General features: G+C 56.8%; 15 protein-coding genes. 1 reads left to right on the top strand and 14 read right to left on the bottom strand.

Annotation, left to right across the window (positions count from 1 at the left end; all coding sequences use genetic code 11):
- Positions 1 to 169: 169 nt before the first annotated feature.
- Complete coding sequence (locus AC1U7K_RS16575) at positions 170 to 682, top strand: JAB domain-containing protein (RefSeq protein ID WP_480252743.1); 513 nt, start codon at positions 170 to 172, stop codon at positions 680 to 682.
- A 52-nt stretch (positions 683 to 734) separates the two neighbouring features.
- Here the strand turns inward: AC1U7K_RS16575 and AC1U7K_RS16580 are convergent, their stop codons facing one another.
- From AC1U7K_RS16580 to AC1U7K_RS16645, 14 genes are all read right to left on the bottom strand, one after another.
- Positions 735 to 1091, bottom strand: coding sequence for a hypothetical protein (locus AC1U7K_RS16580; protein WP_480252744.1), 357 nt, complete (start codon positions 1089 to 1091; stop codon positions 735 to 737).
- Positions 1092 to 1159: 68 nt separating this feature from the next.
- Entirely contained in the window at positions 1160 to 4453 is a 3294-nt protein-coding gene (locus tag AC1U7K_RS16585) for a hypothetical protein (RefSeq protein WP_480252746.1), read from the bottom strand.
- A 342-nt stretch (positions 4454 to 4795) separates the two neighbouring features.
- The gene (locus tag AC1U7K_RS16590; RefSeq protein ID WP_480252748.1) at positions 4796 to 5251 is read right to left on the bottom strand and encodes a gamma-glutamylcyclotransferase family protein; all 456 of its coding nucleotides are present in this window, start codon (positions 5249 to 5251) and stop codon (positions 4796 to 4798) included.
- A 17-nt stretch (positions 5252 to 5268) separates the two neighbouring features.
- Positions 5269 to 5913, bottom strand: coding sequence for a hypothetical protein (locus AC1U7K_RS16595; protein WP_480252750.1), 645 nt, complete (start codon positions 5911 to 5913; stop codon positions 5269 to 5271).
- Between the two features lie 90 nt (positions 5914 to 6003).
- The gene (locus AC1U7K_RS16600; protein ID WP_480252752.1) at positions 6004 to 6564 is read right to left on the bottom strand and encodes a 3'-5' exonuclease; all 561 of its coding nucleotides are present in this window, start codon (positions 6562 to 6564) and stop codon (positions 6004 to 6006) included.
- A 5-nt stretch (positions 6565 to 6569) separates the two neighbouring features.
- Entirely contained in the window at positions 6570 to 7751 is a 1182-nt protein-coding gene (locus AC1U7K_RS16605) for a hypothetical protein (protein ID WP_480252753.1), read from the bottom strand.
- Positions 7727 to 8413 (bottom strand): hypothetical protein, encoded by a 687-nt coding sequence (locus tag AC1U7K_RS16610; RefSeq protein WP_480252755.1) that lies wholly within the window; start codon positions 8411 to 8413, stop codon positions 7727 to 7729. The genes AC1U7K_RS16605 and AC1U7K_RS16610 overlap by 25 nt, the downstream gene beginning before the upstream one ends.
- Positions 8414 to 8462: 49 nt before the next feature.
- Entirely contained in the window at positions 8463 to 9392 is a 930-nt protein-coding gene (locus AC1U7K_RS16615) for a CBASS oligonucleotide cyclase (protein WP_480252757.1), read from the bottom strand.
- Positions 9392 to 10360 carry a hypothetical protein gene (locus AC1U7K_RS16620; protein ID WP_480252759.1) on the bottom strand — a complete coding sequence of 323 codons (969 nt, stop codon included), beginning with the start codon at positions 10358 to 10360 and terminating at the stop codon, positions 9392 to 9394. Before AC1U7K_RS16620 ends, AC1U7K_RS16615 begins: the two co-directional genes overlap by 1 nt.
- A 37-nt stretch (positions 10361 to 10397) precedes the next feature.
- Entirely contained in the window at positions 10398 to 10940 is a 543-nt protein-coding gene (locus AC1U7K_RS16625) for a 7-cyano-7-deazaguanine synthase (RefSeq protein WP_480252761.1), read from the bottom strand.
- 94 nt (positions 10941 to 11034) lie between these two features.
- The gene (locus AC1U7K_RS16630) at positions 11035 to 11628 is read right to left on the bottom strand and encodes a hypothetical protein (RefSeq protein ID WP_480252763.1); all 594 of its coding nucleotides are present in this window, start codon (positions 11626 to 11628) and stop codon (positions 11035 to 11037) included.
- Positions 11628 to 14171 (bottom strand): DEAD/DEAH box helicase family protein, encoded by a 2544-nt coding sequence (locus tag AC1U7K_RS16635; protein WP_480252765.1) that lies wholly within the window; start codon positions 14169 to 14171, stop codon positions 11628 to 11630. Before AC1U7K_RS16635 ends, AC1U7K_RS16630 begins: the two co-directional genes overlap by 1 nt.
- Before the next feature lie 93 nt (positions 14172 to 14264).
- Positions 14265 to 14711 carry a hypothetical protein gene (locus AC1U7K_RS16640; RefSeq protein ID WP_480252766.1) on the bottom strand — a complete coding sequence of 149 codons (447 nt, stop codon included), beginning with the start codon at positions 14709 to 14711 and terminating at the stop codon, positions 14265 to 14267.
- Positions 14698 to 16472: site-specific DNA-methyltransferase (locus tag AC1U7K_RS16645; protein WP_480252767.1), on the bottom strand; the 1775-nt coding region annotated here is incomplete at its 5' end. The genes AC1U7K_RS16640 and AC1U7K_RS16645, both read right to left, overlap by 14 nt.

The following is a 16472-nucleotide window of genomic DNA, read 5'->3' on the forward strand; positions in this document are numbered from 1 at the left end:
AGTAAAAGTTAGTTGAGCAAAAACAAGGCCCGCCGACAGGTAAGCAATCTTGGTGGAATATTCGCGACTAGACTGCGGTGTCGTCAGACAGGAAGTCAATGGCGGACACCAGGACTCGTGCGTCCGCGCACCATCGTGCTCATGCGCACGATGGTGCGGTTCCGTACGCATGACTATGACACCGACCAGTCCCGGTACCGCCCAGGACAGCTTGTTGCCTCATACGGCGCGAAACGTCAGCCCGTCCTATGCGATTCCCCGCTATCGCGTCATGCTGGTGAAAGAATCAGAGGCGGCCGTCGGTGGCGTCAGGATCAGGGATTCCCAGACCGCGTACCAGCTGCTTGTGCCGCTCTTCGACGGACTCGATCGCGAGCATTTTCTGGTCGTGGGCCTTGATGCCAAACATGCAGTCATCGGCATCAACACCGTGAGCATCGGATCCATCACCATGAGCATCGTCCATCCCCGCGAAGTCTTCAAACCCGCGATCCTCATGAATGCCAGCGCCGTCCTCTTGGCCCACAACCATCCCAGCGGCGATGCGACTCCGAGCCCAGAAGACCGTGCTCTGACTCGGCGCCTCAAAGACGGTGGCGAGCTACTCGGCATCAGAGTGCTTGACCATGTTGTGCTGGGCGACGACCGGTACTACAGCTTCGCCGATCACCAAGAACTGTAGGGAGAATGAGTGCTCACCCTCAGTCCCCCACTGTTCTGATGCTGGCGGCAGGCTAGCGTTGACGGTCGGGAAAAGTGTTGAGCGGTCTGAAAGGCGTGTTGGGGTTGTACTGATTGATCGGGTTCAGCGGATTGTTAGGGTTGACTTCGTTAATCGGATTAAAGGGGTTGTTGGGGTTGTAACGATTGATCGGATTCGCGGGATTCCCCGGATCGACGCTATTGATGGGGTTGAACGGGTTCCTGGGATCCACCGAATTGATCGGGTTCAGGGGATTGTCCGGGCGCAGTTGATTGATCGGGTTGAAGATGTTGTAGTCGCGTTCATATTTCTCGTCGAAGCCGAACTCGGCCCACGCCGGGGTGATCACGATGAGCATCAAGGCGACGAGGAGTAGGAAGGTACGCATAGGCACCTCCGGGCTGGCAGCGTGGATATGTGCATTATACGCTGTTAGAGGTCGAACTGACACAGATCCTAAGCCGACTTGCCGGAAAGTAACTCCGCATAGCCGAGGTGACCAAATCTCCCAAGAAGTTCAATTACGGCATCTGAGGCCTGTCTAACTTCCGGTAACGGGTGTTCTCTTGTCTGCGAGAACGTTCTTCGAAGATCTCCACCCCAACTAGAAAGCTCAATATGCGACGTTTGCCCCTCGACCAAGCGCCTGACACATTCTAGAACCTCAATTGGAAACGCGGCTGCATAATCGGGGAGACGCTCCAGCACCTGGAAATCCGGATCAATGCTATGTGTTAATCGCAGGACACCCAGAAGGTTTTCCACAGCCCACCCTGCCCCAAATTTACTAGAACCGAAGCACCAGCCGAACGCCCGAAGCTCGGCCTGGTGGCTTGCCGGATCCCGCCTCGCCTGTTCGAATCGCCAAACCCAGAGACGCTGCAGTCGGTCTAGCACAGCGGGTTCGATAGGATCTGCCGTGCGATCTAAGCTGCGGCCAATGAACTCAATCGCCTCCGCCCGTATCTTGTCGGGTGCCCGTGTGAAAAACAGGCGAAGAAGTGAGTCCTCCTCATCTAGCGGGTAGTGGCCTCTCCAATAGAACGTCATCAGATGGCCGGCTAATCTTTCATCGCGCAAATGGCGAGTGTCATCCGCCGATGCCGTCGGACTCCCAAGCTGCGCAACGGCCTGCGCGTATACCGGCTGGAGTGGTTCAAATACCTCTTCATAGCCGTCGTTGAAACAAATCAATCCATCCCATGCGACCAGCCAGTACCGTTGGTTGGTGGCCGGAAATATCCGCGGGACAGCGGCAGTTGCCCAGTCTCGATCAAACACAAGGCTCCATGGAAACCAACGGCCGTACAGGGACCGAATCGCCAGTGAAGGATCCCTGGCCGGATCTAAATGCCTGTCGAGTACAGCACGTGCTTCTGCCGGAAGTGTTGGGGGCCCGGCATCTTCATTCTGCCGTTTTATCCATCCCGGGTAGAAGATGAGACCCTCGATGGCCCGACCACGAACTGAATTGATTGCGCGATGCATCGACTGACTCGGCCGTTCGGAATCTTCTTCGTCGTCCTCCGGCTCTGGATCCGGATCCATCGTCAATGTTTCCAGGAGGCGCCAGGCCGCTTCACGAAGTTCAATCGGAATCCCCAAGGTTTCATGCTGAAAGCCGACACGAAGGAGCTCAACGATCCACCAACGGGTTCCACCCCAATCCAGATCGGCTTCCCAGCGATCAACACTCCGTCCTGGAATTGTGCGAGGTTGATCAAGGATCCACGAGCACAGAGAGAAGACCCGCGCCCATGGAATTTGATGATCTGCCTGAAGCGCCTTCACGAACCCACCAACGATGCCGTGAACATATGTCGGATCTATGTCTCTCCATTTCTCTGATGCGTCGGCATAAGGAACTGGATTAGTCGCAACGACGGACGTCAACACTTCTGCCAGACCTGACCGTGTGGGATACGGAAAAGAGTTCCGATCTGGTGTCCAACTGAGCAGATAATTTCGCAATTCAGACGGCGTAAGTCTCCGCAGTTCGTCTTCAGATCTTGGAGCACGCTCTCCCGCCGAGACCACCCTCGCTTCTCTCATTGGCGGTGGCGCTGGCTCGAACTCGCCAAATTCCTGTACAAGCGCGGCATACCGCTCTTGCCAGGGAGGTGGCAGGGTGGTATGGCATGGCCCTAGCCGATTCCATTGCCAGCTCCGGCGATGCCTCTCGATCTCTTCACTGCTGGGGCGCCGCCCAGTGCTCGCTTCATAGTTCCTAATCAATATCTTGACGTTCTGAGGTCCTGCGTCAACCCATGCGACAATTGTCCGCTGTTCATCAGGAGTCAGGCGCGCAAAACCGACTTGAAGTAGCGCATCGTATTCCTTTCGCAAGTTTCTGTCTCTGAGCGATGGTTCATGTGTGAGCCTCGACGCCACCATGTCTCTTGGCGCTAAGGTGGCAGATGCGAGAAAGTATAGAGCAAGCCGTCTGAAGATCAGCCAGCAGCGTGTTTCAAGCGCTTCGACCAAGGGACCGAGCTCGATACGTCCATCGCTGAGCAAAGATTGGGCAGCGTCCCGAGTCGTGACGGCCAATACGCTCCTAACGTCATCGCGATCGTCTTCGTCCTGAAGAGCTAGATCCGGCTGCCACACGATGGAGTTGTCGTCCCATTCATCCGACGAGGATGAGCGGCGAGAGAGTTTTGCCGCCTTCTGAAGGATGTCGCATAAGATGTCAAAGCACTCGCGGCCGGTCCTGTCAAGTACAGGTTGAAGATGGTCCTCCACGACCTGACGATATTCATACATGCTTATCCGCGGCTTAACCGGCCTATGCAAGATGTCCGAGTCACCATCAGCCTGTACATGTTCAATAGCGAGCAGCGCTCTAAGCAGTGTCAGGGTTTCCTGTGACAGTCCGCCGTCTGCCAGATGGGTTGTCAGTTTGCCAAGTCGTCGCCAGAACAAGATCCCGCTATCATGATGAACCCATTTGCTCAATCTTGGGATAAAGCGAACGGAATGTTGCGCCGGCAGTTTAAGAAGTACATCTACCAAATCGCGGATAACAAATGGATTCGCCAAGGTCCGTTGAGCAAGAGCATCTACAATGTCAGTCAAGCCATTCAGGACCGCGGTGGGATCGGCTCTGTCGGCAACACGCACGAGGTATTCTGAAGCCGCCCAACGTGGGATGCCGCTAGCTTCAATAGTTGGAGGGGTCCTAAAGATTCCTTCGGTTCGTAGGGCAGGGATCCATGCCGGATCCTTGAGATTCTCGAAAAAGTATCTGTAATGTTCAATATGTCCAAGCTGGGTTACGACGAGATGGACGTCGGCTGGAGTCGAATTGCGAATCAAGTCGTCAATGTCAGCGATCGTTACGAAGAAGCCTTGTCCAAGCGTGAGCACTGTCCTTTCAAAAAGAATAAATCGTCGCTTGATGTCGTCCCAGTCATATTCCGAATCTGTCTTGCCGTTATCATGTGCGTGACCGACAAACCATTCCTTTAGTTTGATCCAACGTCTCAAAACCGGACGCAATGCATCACCAAGATGGCGATTTTCTGGGCGGTCTGCCTGAAACAGTTTCTCGGCAATCGTATCGGGTTTGGCACGTGTTGCCTTGTGCTCCTTGATCAGCTCTTCTATCTGACCCAGGAAATCCTCGGTCAAAGCATCTTGGGGATCCGGAATGGATGTAGAGCCAACGGTCCTAGGTGGACGGATCAGAGGCCGGATCATTCGGTCCCAGGCCAGTGCAATCTCATCCAATCGCTTGTCGTATTCCAAACGTGTGCGCTCCACACCTGCGAGAATTCCGGGTAAGGCATTCGCGATCTCTCTAACGCAATGCGCAATGATTCGGCTCCGGCCAGGGAGTGGTTGTTGCTCAAGAAGAATCACAGCGGTCTCGTAGAGCTCTGCCAGGGAAGGTGCCTTTTTCTTCAGCCAATGGAGCAGCCTCCGCCGCGATGAGGACCACGGAGTCGTTAAAGGGGATGGCGATGGTGTTTCATCCAGCGGTGGCTGAGGGACAACGTCAGGTCCATTGGGCATGGGCGATTATATACAGGCGCCGAACGGCGGGGTAGCGTCAACGAGATGGCACTGAAGGATCTTCTAGCAGTCGCCTCACTCGTCGAACACAGCGACAGTTTGTAACCATTCGATGTATCCGTGCGGCAGGTTGTGCTCCTTTGCGCCTTTGATTATCAGATCGAGGTAGACTCGGCCGGGACGCAGTTTAGAAGATGGGCTGACCGCGAAATAGCACTCAGCCGAGATCGGCTCTACGTCATGGGTTTTGACCATGATCGTTCGTCGTACGTACTGTTTCTTGTGAACGCCCTCATGTTTGTCGAGCTTGTCTAATTCATGATCTTGCAATGCGTACAAAACTCCATGGACAGTGTGACCTTCATCGGGAACCACCATCGCGTAGCCAGAGCCATCATCGGCAGGCTTGTCAAAAGAAAGCCGGTATCCATCGAGCCGAGCAAGCCTACACTCGACGTTCCTCCTCCCGACGCGGTGCTCCAAGCGTCCTGTATCAAGATTCGAGCCGTATGCGAAATAGTAGCGCAGCATACGCCGATGGGAACCTTTCAGTTCGCTCTTACATTCACAGAAGCTCTTTTCAGACGAGCAAGCTCCTTGGAATAGATACAAAGGCAATCCTCGATTTCGTGAGGCCTTAGCTTGGTGAATTCTGCTGGCAGTTCGCCCACCTTCAGGTACTTGCCTCCTGAGGCAAGACCGAGAGCTTTGGCGCCCTTCCGCGTCCCACGATGCAGGTAGACAAATTCGGGTTCCATCCCGAGCCGAGCTCCAATGCGGACCGCGGTATCGTATATCGCCAGCTCTACAAATCCCCCGATCGACCCAGCCGTTGTTTCCACCAGTTCGATTAAGCTGTCAAAGCCGGTGCATTTCCTGATCTGAGCGCGTTTCGCCAGCAGCTCTTTGCCCGCACTGGCTAATACCGCCTCCGGGATCCGCCACTGGTGGTCATGCTTTCTCCCACCTTCTACCTCCGCCCTGGCAGCCCTTTCTATGGCTTCATCGAGAGAGTTCAACATCTGGAAGGAGGCAAGCTCATTGTTAGCCCTGTCTCTGTACCTAGCGATGTAATCCTGGACGACATCCTTAAAGGAGCGAAGGACAATCCGGCTGCCACTAGCGGGTGAACAGGCTCGGGCCTTCGTTTTTGTGCTGGGCATGAATCCCCTGCGTTTAGCAATCCCGGTCATTGACAGCGGCTTCGCATTCCTCAGGATGGACCCACGCCGCACCGCCGCTGTTCAGTTCTCCACGTAGGTCAATTCATAATAATCGTAACCTCACTCACTCTCCTCCCGGCGCCCCTGGGCATATTTGAACATCTTCTCGAGCATCTGGGATTGCGACTTGGCGTCATCAAGGGCGTTATGGGTCTGCACAGCTGGACCCTTGAACATGTCTGGAATCCGACTCGATCTCGTATCCTCCCAGCTCCCGCCCATCAATCCCATGAAGTACGATTTGATATCCAAAGGGCCAATGCCGAACGGGTTTCTCCCGAGGTACGTGTGGAAGTACCAGTTTACGAATGCCCAGTCGAATGCCGCGTTGAAGCCCACGAACACTGGACTCCGTCCACGAGAGACCGACTTGATCCATTCCTCGAATTCTCCCACCACAGCCTTCGCCTCACGCCCGTTCTTCGTGAAGTACTCAAGCGGTTTTCCAACAACTCTAATTGCTTCGGCGACGACCTGCTCGCTGATCGGCCGCAGCTCGGCATAGAAGGACGCTTCAGAGTTTCCCACCAGGCACGCCCCGATGCTGAGCATGCTGTAGGCAGGCGGACATGGGCCCGAGGCCTCAACGTCCACTGAAATGTAGACTTCGGTGTTCAACATCACCGTCAGGGAACTAGAGGCGACCGGTCGATGTATTGGGACCAGAACGCCCGAAACCCTTCCTTTCGGTCTTCCTCTGGCTCACCATCCCTCCAGAAGTGGCACGGGATAGCGCTTTGGTCGAACGGTAGCTTTGTACCTTGCTCCGCCGTGCAGAGAACACGCAGTGGCCGCGCAAGAGCATATCCGAGCTCGATGAAGCAGTTCGGTCGTTCACCCGTCACGTCCACGACGGCGACCATTGAGTGGTGCAATCGCTTGAAGACTTCGACATTGAGGAATCCCGATTCCACCTGGTCCTTCCCGAGGTCGACTCGCGCGAGCCCGCGTTCCTCGATTACCGGATCAACCACGTTACGGAAATACTTCTCTACCCGTTCATAGGCTTCGAGTTTAGGATTCAGCAGGCGCACGTAGAACGCCGTCGGTGGTGCGAGGACCGTGAGTATCTCGATGATGCCCGCCGACACAACGCTGATCGGAGCTCTCCCTTGATCTGTAGCGATCTTCGCCAGCTTCGCGCCTTCCGTACCTAACTCGCCTCCTCGGAGCCGGATGAAGTTCAGCGGATTCACTCTGGATTCCCGGGCAAGCCGCTCTGCACCTCCTGTGCCGTCCTCCCTGCTTGCCCCCAACGGCAGATCAAGAGGGATGACCGCCTTGCAGGACTTCTTATATCCATCCGCCAAGTGTTCCACCCCGGTTCCACCTCCAAGTATGAAGAGCGCATCTCCGTATCCCATTTGTAGCTCCCGGATCATGGTCGCGGATCGTGCGCCGGCCATAATTCTCTTCACCTCGACCTTGCCGGTTCCCAGAAGCTCGGTCCAAAGGCCCCTTCTGGAAGCAGGAATCTCCGTCTCTCCCTTCTCCGACACGACAACAACGACCGGACACCGTGTGCTCATCGCTTCAGGGCAGATTCCAGACCGAATGGCCTCCGCGATTACTTCCAAGACCGACCAGTCGAAGACTTGTGCCGGCCCTTCTTCCAGTGTGGGCTCCTTCCCTGCGCCAACGACGATTCCTCCCCCTCCTTCAATCACTCCATGCACCACTTGCCGCACAAGCTCGTGGGCATAGACGGCCAGCGCACTGGGCGTTCTTGGCCCAACGCTTCCAGCAATATGGAGCCGTTTTCCGGCAAGAGGCCGCTCCGTTGTCATAGGCTCTTCACCCTTGAGCAAGATTGTTCACCTGAGTCGGCGAACATCATCACGTAATCCGAGAAAAGTGTCGCGTATCTCCACAACACCACATCGACTACCTGAACAGGCTCACCAAGGTGGTCAGATATCAGCTGGCACAATTCCTGTGGAGAACTGAATCCGGCCACGGTGGCAATGCGTTGAAGGTGCCGATCTGGCTTCACCACGGGAAGGCCGAGGTTCTTGGCAAGATGGAAGGCGGTGATTGATCCTATGTAGGGCAAGGTCTGGAGAAAACGCATGTCTTCGTGTTCGATTTGGCGGCGTACACGCTCGAAACCCATTTCATCAACGATGGACGCGATGTCGAGAATGGCGTTCACCTTCCGTCGGTTGTTGAACACCTTGAGAGCAGCACGCCTGCAACGCGCACGGTTGGCCTGGATCAAGGCCGCCGACCGCATCCCGAGGAAGGCGTCGCATATAGGGACGAACAGTTTTCGCACGACAGCTTCCCGGAATCCTGCAGACAACACCGTCCATGCGGACTCACGCAGGAATTCGGACTCATCGATTCGATCCAGACGTCTCTCTGTCTGCCAGTCAATCTCCCAGGCGAAGCCCCGGGCGATCACTGCCTCCTTTGCGGTGAGGTATGCGTCCAGCAAGGCGGCCCCATCGCCGCCAGAGGCCGCCGTCATGCGCTCCTCGCGTCCGGCACACATGGTCACATCCCCTGGGCCCTGCATCCTACGGGCCTCCTACCAATTCGGCCCAAGCATCCACGCTCTTTGACGCATCCGCGTTCTGTAGTTTCCGCTGCACCCTCTGGAGAGCCTGGGATGCGACTCGTCGCCCCTGACAGTTCGCTGCACCGAGGTATTCATCCACGTACACAGACTGCCCGCTTCGATCCACTATCGGTGCCTTCACCAATTCCGCCGCCCGGTCAAAGAAATGGGCAACCATGGCCTTGTAGGTTCTCTGGCCCTCGTAGTTCTTGAAGGCTTCGATCGCAAGCGACTCAACGTGGTAGCCGGTAAGTTGCTGCTGTTTTGGAAGCGTGGCGATGATGGCCTTCGTGATCTTGATTGTGGGAATCAGCCTGCCGTCCACTGCCTTGTTCGCTTGCGTGAGTTTTTCGGCGAATGCGCCCGGATTGATTTTGGACCAGGATCGTCCATCGGGTGCGGCAATCCGATAGCCTTCGCCGTCCCGCATGGCGGCCAGCAGCTGGACCTCCTTGCCACGGACCGTCACAGTGACAGCCAGGTCTCCGACCTTCACGTTTTCGTCCCCGAAGAGCTCTCGCAGCCGTTGTGCGAAGCGGTCTTTCAATCGTTCTGGTGATTTCCTCCCGACCTCGTCCGGGTCGATGATCACCAGCGCGTCCGTGTCGCTCAGACCCTCAAGATAGGTGTGGCGGGAAACTGACCCACCGTAAACCAGGTCAACGGTCCCGCCGATCTCCTTGCCGAGTTCCTTTTTGACGTCATCCAGGATCTCTCTCGTACCCGCCGCATCTCGGTCGTTGAAGTCCTTGAGAAACTCCCCGAGCTGCTGGTTCACACCCGTCTCGTACCCCTCATCTCGAGTCTGGGCCTCCATGTCGCGTAGTTTTCTTGCGAGCTCGCCAGGGTCTCCGCTGCCCTTGAAGTAGCCGCCACCTGAACCTCCCATTACTCGCTCCTCTCCAGCTGGCGCTGCATTAGTTCCGTGGCTGCTCGCACGAGGTCTCGGTTGTCATTTAATCGGGCCCAATCACGCGTTTCCGCGAATCGTCGGAGCGACCTTTCTAATTGATCCAGGTAGCGCAGGTTGTCCTTGATTGTACGCACGCGCGCCTCGTCGTCATTGACCTCGAGGCCATACGTCACGGTTGCGTTGTTATGGACATAGAGGCATCGCCCCGAGCTGTATGCGTATCGGGACCACGTGAGGCCATCGAACACCTCAGCGCCAGCAACGAAATAAAGGCAGACTGAGAGCGGATCGAGCGCACCGAACACATGAATGGGGATATGTAGAGACGCATCGTCGAGAGCTCGCCGAAGGTTGGCGATACGAACCATCCGCTCCAGTGGGGAGTTGCCAAGTTCCTTCTCCGTCACGCCAAGGAGCTGAAAACCTGCGAGTTCTCGAATCTGCCCACCGAGCGCCTGGAGGGCGGATTCCAGGGTGTACTCATCCTTGGTCTGCGGCTTCAACAGAAACGAATGGAGATGCGCGGGCTGAGTCAGCATGGCTTGTTTGGCATCGCGGAGTTGGTCCGTCACTGGTCTCCTATGTTTTGGGTGATCGTAGCTGACGAAGACCGCGGGAAGACTCGCTGGCCAGCGAACAACGATGGCCTGAAGCTTCGCAGCATCCCATTCCTCGGGTCGATGGACTGGTTTCTCAACCGCCGACAAATCACGGTCGTTGGAAACCTCGTAACCACCGCTGTCCAGGAACATGAGATCGACGTTTACTGCGAGATCCTGTGCCTCGGGGATGTACTTGTAGTGGAGGTCGTAGGCGCTTATGAGGCACGTCCTCGTGATGAACTCTTGTGCCGCCTTTAGAACTCGCAGGACTTCCGGCTCCCCATTGCGCCCGAAGCCAAACGCCTTGCTGGAAAACGAGGGAACCAGTAGCGGTGTCTCCAAGCATGCACTGGATGCCGGATGAATGAGTTTTGAGGTTCTACAGAGCACTGAGGGCCTCCCGATCCTTGCATGAAAGGCAGTCGCCGCAGGGACGGGTGCCGCCACTTTCACAGCTGTAGGTCGAGTCGACGGGCACTCCGAGCTTTCTGCACAACTCCCAGATGCTTCGCTTATCCCACTTGAGGAACGGAGCCGCGACTTTGATTCTTCCAGCCGCATATCCGTCAACGACTGTCTGGATGCTTTTAATAAAGCCCTCACTGCAGTCGTAGTACGGCGGTCCTTCGTGGATGCCTATTGCGACCATCCCGGATCGTGCTCCGCACACCAGCATCGCCATGAACACCAGGAATGCGTTTCGGCCCGGGATCTCTCCGGTGGAGAAGGTGCCCCTGCACTTCACGGTAATGACCGACAGATGGATGCCATAGTGCTTGCAGATCGACCTTGCAGCCCGTGACTCCTGTTTGGCGGCAGGCTGTCCGAAGTCAACGAACAGCGCCCGGACGTTGAAGTGCTGACGTAGGTAGAAAGCCAGCAGCGCAGCGGAGTCGATGCCTCCGCTGACGAGGACGTCCACGGAATTCTTTGGGCGACGGTGCGTTAGTGTTCGCTTTGTCCATTGCCTGGAAGAGGTGTTGGCATTGCGAGTCCTTCGACGACTTCCTTTGGCATCACCGACCACCATTCACCTTGCTCAGCAGCTTCTCGATGTAGGTGCCCCGGTCTTCCCTCTGGAAGAGGACGTTCCGCGCTTCGAACTCTTCCTTGGTCATCCCCTCGTCCCACCAGCTCACTTCCGGGACGCGCGTGCTCGACACGATGAAGGAATTCAGAACGACTGCCGGGTCCCCCAGTTGGCGCTCCAAGTCCTTGATCGTCAGGTGAAAGCGAATTTTCGGGTCATCTGGCCCCTCGAGATTGCGCAGTCCCTTCGGATCGATAAAGCTGACGAGCTGACGGCCGCCGACCAGCAGCCAGAGGATGAAGTCGGGATAGAAGTTTCCGGCTTCGAAGAAGCCGATACCACGCCCGCGGCTCATGTTGCGAAGTAAATAGAGTTCCTTGCCCTTGAGGAATTCCTTCTTGGCCTCGCAGAAGGCCTGGAGGTCCAGTACGAAGTCGCGCTCGCCCTCATTATCCAGAACGACGGGCTTGATCTCGATGACGTCGTTGCCAACATAGATGAGCGGTTCGTAAAGGTGGCGGCCGAAGGCGATGGCGTATAGGGACTGGAATTCCACGTTCTGGAGACGGCCGGCTCTCATCAGGTCCCTGATCTCCTCCAGCTTCTTGATGATGTCTTCACGTGATTGCTCGATAAGCAGCCGATACTCGCTGATAAAGTTGGGATCGTCCTCAGACAGCTCTCGATATTCCAGGTGGCCGCCCTCGTATTCCTGCTTCCTGAACTTGTAGTACCGATCCAAGTACTTCTTGAACAGGGCCGCCGCGATCTCCTGCCATCGCAGGACCTGTTGGAACGACCGGAAGTGCATCTCTTCCTTGGGAATGAGCAGCACATACCAGTCCTTCCGCATAAGGAGAGTCGGCAGGTCCCGCGCGGCAGTGTGAGGTTGTGCCAGGCACGCTCGTTCTTGAACTGCTGAAGCTCAAAGTAGATGGCATCGAAATCCATGAATGCCAGATGCGGCTCCTCAAAGAACCCTCGATCGCGTTCCACCGCCTGGGCACTCATCCGACCGGCACCACTGACCATCGCCTGAAGCTTCGGGTACCAGTCTAGAACGACGGGGTGCCGAACCAGGTATTCGGGAGGCTCATTCAGGGCAGGCTTGGGTCCGTCCTTTTTGAAGTCAACGCCATCCTGCAGGCGGACCATCTTGAGCTTCTTGCTCCCAAGGTTCTTGATCACAGGGAGCACGAACTCGATCCGATCTTCGTTCGCCGGCAGGCCTTCATCCTCGAGGTACTCTTTGAACTGGCGCATGTAGTCCGCGCGGATGCCGAAAATATTGAGCGTCTCGAGGGTTTCGATGTTCTTCGGTGCAGCCTGTCCCTCCAGCCTCCGGCTGCGCTTCAGGGAGAAGTCCTTCCCCTTGAGCCGGACGCCGCGACCAAACAGCTGAATGATCTGCGGGCCTTCGTTGCGCCCGATGTTCATGAGCCCCATGGTGCTGACCCGCCAGCTCGACCAGCCCTCGGTGAACTTCTTCGAGCCGATCAGGATGTTGATCGTGGAGGCCTCGTCGTTTAGAGCGCGGAAAAGGGAGCCGGAGAACTCCTTCCCCGTGACGACGAGTGCCTCCTGCTCCTCGCAGAGCTTGCAGAGTGCCGAGGCGTCACCGACGTTGATCACGCCGAAGGCTTCGTTGTCACCCAGCCGGAGCGCAACTTCGCCGTCCGTACCCTTTAGGTTCTCGACGTGCAGCGCGGCCGTGGTGGTGGCATTGAAGAGGACGCGCAGGATATCGTCGACAACTTGGTCGGGCGTGAGGTGGAGCGTGTTGAGATACCGGAACGTCCCCTGGAAGAGCTCGTGTCCCTTGGCGTCCAGGAGGCCTGAGCGTCCGGCGAGTAGCCGCTCGATGGACGCGACGCTTTCGCCGCGATCCCGCACGAAGGTCGCCAGGGACAGAAGGATATCGACGACATCGGAAACCTTCCGCCGGTTCTGCGTGCGGACCGCGTTGACGCTCCCACCGACGAAGATCCAGAGCGGGCGCTCCAACAGGAACGGCCTAAACGTGCCGGTCTGCTCCTGGTACAACTTCAGCTGCTGGTAGAACGAGAGGAGGCAGGCGGTCAGGTATCGCCGGCGGATGTTCTCGTCCGAGTCATCGGCCAGGTTCAGGATACGGTAGTCCTTCCCATACCCATCGCCATAGAAGTACTTGTACGAGTAGTCGAATAGTATGCACTTGGCGTAGACATGCTCCAGCGCACGATTCCCGCTGGCCTTCATCGCCTGTCCGAAGGTCGCAGAGTACTCGAACGAGAACCCGTTCTCACAGAGCTGATTCCGTTTCTGCATCCAAGCGCCGATCTCCGCGCCGCTGGTTCCGCGATGCCCCTCGTCTACGAGGACGAGGTTGTTGCCCTCGAAGGCATCCACGGCTACGGTCTTCTCGCCCATCTCCTCGCGAAGCTTGTGGATGTCGAGGATCTCCACAGCGCGGCTGGTGAAGAGGCCCCGCCCCTCCTTCGAGAAGAGCTCAGCGTCGATACCTGAAAGTTGGAACTCCTTCAGATGCTGGTGCGAAAGCCCTTCGTTCGGCGTGAGGAGGATGACGCGGTTCACCTGCCTGCCGCCGTGTAGATTCAGGTAGTGCTGATACTGGAGGATGTTGATGTGCATCAGAAGCGTCTTGCCGCTTCCGGTCGCCATCCAGAACGCGACCTTGTTCAGGTCCTGCCCAGTGTACGGCTCAATGCGGCTCTGTTCCTGGACAGGTCCTACAGGCGATCCCTGAATCGGGTACTCCCCCCGGTTGAACGAATCCACGTGGTCATTGAGTTGGGCGAGGAGCCTGTCCGGATCCGAGAAGTACCGGTCGAGATAGATCTCGCTAAATAGCAACGCAAGGTACTGAAAGTATTTCGGGTAAAGGAACGGCCCCGCGTGATTCCGCCTTTCGGTGATCCGCCGCCAGTGACGCACGATGTTCTGGTCGTAGGCCAGCAGCAGGTCGTGGGGCAGGTCCGGCCTGTCGAAGAGCAGCCTCAGGTTATGGTGGAAGCGTGTAATGTTGTTCTCGTCGAAGCCTTCATACTCCGGGGCCTTCAGGTTGGACGTTAGGTGGTCGAAGCTGCGCACGACAAACAGGTCGAGCAGCCACTGGTGGAGCACCAGCCGCTGCTCGAAACGCAGGGGCCTCTGCTCGTCGCCCCCCGCGCGCGGGTTCCCTCGTCTTGATCGTCCTCTCGGCACGCTTGAGCCCCCCTACACGTCCTGCGCGTCGAACATGAGCCGCCTGAACTCCTCCTCGATGAGCCGGACCTTCCAGGTCTGATCTAGCTTGCGGAGGTTCTCAAGGTTATTGTCGCCGTTCACGTAGATGAAATCGTACTCTTGGTCCTTCGTGTTGTAGCCCTGCTTGCGGAACCACGCGTCGAGAACGTCGTTGTTCATCTCCTTGGTCTTCCGCCAGAGGATCAGGACACGCTCGCCCTGCGGGTTCAGGCCCGTCACGACGCGGACCCCGCGGACGTCGTCAATCGTCCTCACCCGAAGACCGATCAGGTAGTTGAAGGTCTCGACGAGGTCCACGACCGTCGGCCTGGTCTCACCGGCGGTCCCGGTCGCGATGTTGAGCTTGTAGTTGAAGGGGTCTTCGAAGCGTTCGATGTTCAGCAGGGATAGGCTTTCCAGAGCCTCAACGTCGAGCATATACCGCAGAATGTAGTCCTCGCGGAATGCCGCATGTTGTTCGAGCAGTATCTGCTGTGGAACCGTCCGCATGAGCTCTAGATTGTTGAGCGCATCTTCGTAGGATTCGAGGCGCAGAACCTTCACGATACGCGGGCTCCGCTTGGTCTCCTCTTCTGTTGCTTGGCGGCTGGGCTTTCCGTCTTTCCACTCCGGTGTGAAGATAACCTTTCTTGATCCGGGGCAAGAGCACGGTCCAGAAGTAATCGCCCATCTCGACGAGGATGAACTTCCGTCGGCTGCCGTCCTCGCGGTTAAGGTTGATGACAGCGTGGCCAGTGGTGCCGGAGCCGCCAAAGTGGTCGAGAAAGAGTGGGATGTCCGCGAGGCCCGTAGTCAGTGTGAAGGCTCGTTGTACAAGTGATGGGGGCTTTGGATTGTCAAAGACTGCGCTACCGAACAAATCCTTGACTGCGTTTCCTCCGTCGTCCGTGGTCCCCGTGTCTTCGTGGTGCCAGACATCGATTGGAACCATCCCTTGGCTCGCCTCACTCAAAAAGGATTTCAATCTGGGGAACTCATAGGACCCGTCGGGGCCCCAGTACAGGCGCTTGTCCTCCACATGTTGACGGTGGGTTTCCGGATCATACTTCCAAGCGTGAGTCGGATGCTCAACGTCAGTACCAGTATGAGGGTTCTTTATCTTGTAGACGAGATTCGGGCGTTGTTCCTTAGTGGCTGGATTAACATACGACGAGCTAATCCACGGCCCTCGCGGGTCAGCGTCCGGGTTGCTATAGTTCCCCTTTGATTTTTCGCTCCTTGCTTCTCGAATGACGTCGACCGTCTCTGAGGAACGATAGGCAAGAACTGTGTCCTTCAGGCTGTAGAATCGTTTTGCGTTATTGCTCCTGGTGTATCTCTTCTCCCAAGCGATATCCGCAAGGAAGTTCGTTGCCCCCAAGACGTAATCGCAGAGGAGACGCAGTTTCGAGACTTCGATAAAGTCGATAGTGAAAAAGGCGAGTCCCATCTTCGAGAGCAAGGGCTGAGCTGCGCGGATTCTGTTCTCGATCATGGCCAGCCAAGACGAGTGCTGGTACGTGTCCCTGTAAGGGAAGCCGTCCACGCCAGTGTTGTAGGGTGGATCTGCAAATATCGCCGTTACTTCCCCTGCCCACCGCGGTGTCATCATTCTGCACGCCTGGAAGTTCTCGCTGTAGATAAGCACTCCGTCCGTCATACCGTCCAGATCCGGAATGGCTGCGAGGAGACGGATTTTGAAGTCCGGCTGGAAGTGGCGCGTATCCATGATCAGAGTTGGGTGCGCCTTTAGGAATTCCGGCGTGAGCGGGTTAGTATAACCGGGCGTGGCAAGGTTCCCCTTAATCTGTTTAATCGCGCACAGGCTTTCCCACTCTTCCCGCTGGGCTTCGTTTTTGATGATTTCGTCGATCAGCCAGTCACGCGCTTTCTCGTCCTCGATGGCGAAGATGCGGTCCAGCGTCACGCAATACTGGGTCTCCACGACGAACTTCTTCTTGAGCCAGAGCTTCTTCTGAAAGTTCTCGATCTGCGCCAGGAAGTCGATGAGCTTGTGGGCGATCCGGCGAACTGCCCTGATCTTCGATAGGTACTGCTCCACTCTCGGAGCGGTCTCATTCTCCACGTCGTCCAGGTGCATCACCTCGTTCTTGATGTAGAAGTCGAGCTCTCGCCGAAGGAAGCCGCCTAGTGTCCTGTCTCTGAAGTGCGCTGACAAAATCGAGCCACGCTGGCCAG

It is taken from the genome of Nitrospira sp. Vd2 (genome assembly GCF_979581665.1).

Coding starts and splice junctions, on each gene's coding strand:
- AC1U7K_RS16630 (WP_480252763.1), bottom strand. CDS start 11,628: ATGAGAGCCGGCCGTCTCCAGAACGTGGAATTCCAGTCCCTATACGCC.
- AC1U7K_RS16610 (WP_480252755.1), bottom strand. CDS start 8,413: ATGACGGCGGCCTCTGGCGGCGATGGGGCCGCCTTGCTGGACGCATAC.
- AC1U7K_RS16575 (WP_480252743.1), top strand. CDS start 170: ATGACTATGACACCGACCAGTCCCGGTACCGCCCAGGACAGCTTGTTG.
- AC1U7K_RS16590 (WP_480252748.1), bottom strand. CDS start 5,251: ATGCTGCGCTACTATTTCGCATACGGCTCGAATCTTGATACAGGACGC.
- AC1U7K_RS16615 (WP_480252757.1), bottom strand. CDS start 9,392: ATGGGAGGTTCAGGTGGCGGCTACTTCAAGGGCAGCGGAGACCCTGGC.
- AC1U7K_RS16580 (WP_480252744.1), bottom strand. CDS start 1,091: ATGCGTACCTTCCTACTCCTCGTCGCCTTGATGCTCATCGTGATCACC.
- AC1U7K_RS16600 (WP_480252752.1), bottom strand. CDS start 6,564: ATGTTGAACACCGAAGTCTACATTTCAGTGGACGTTGAGGCCTCGGGC.
- AC1U7K_RS16595 (WP_480252750.1), bottom strand. CDS start 5,913: ATGACCGGGATTGCTAAACGCAGGGGATTCATGCCCAGCACAAAAACG.
- AC1U7K_RS16640 (WP_480252766.1), bottom strand. CDS start 14,711: ATGCTCGACGTTGAGGCTCTGGAAAGCCTATCCCTGCTGAACATCGAA.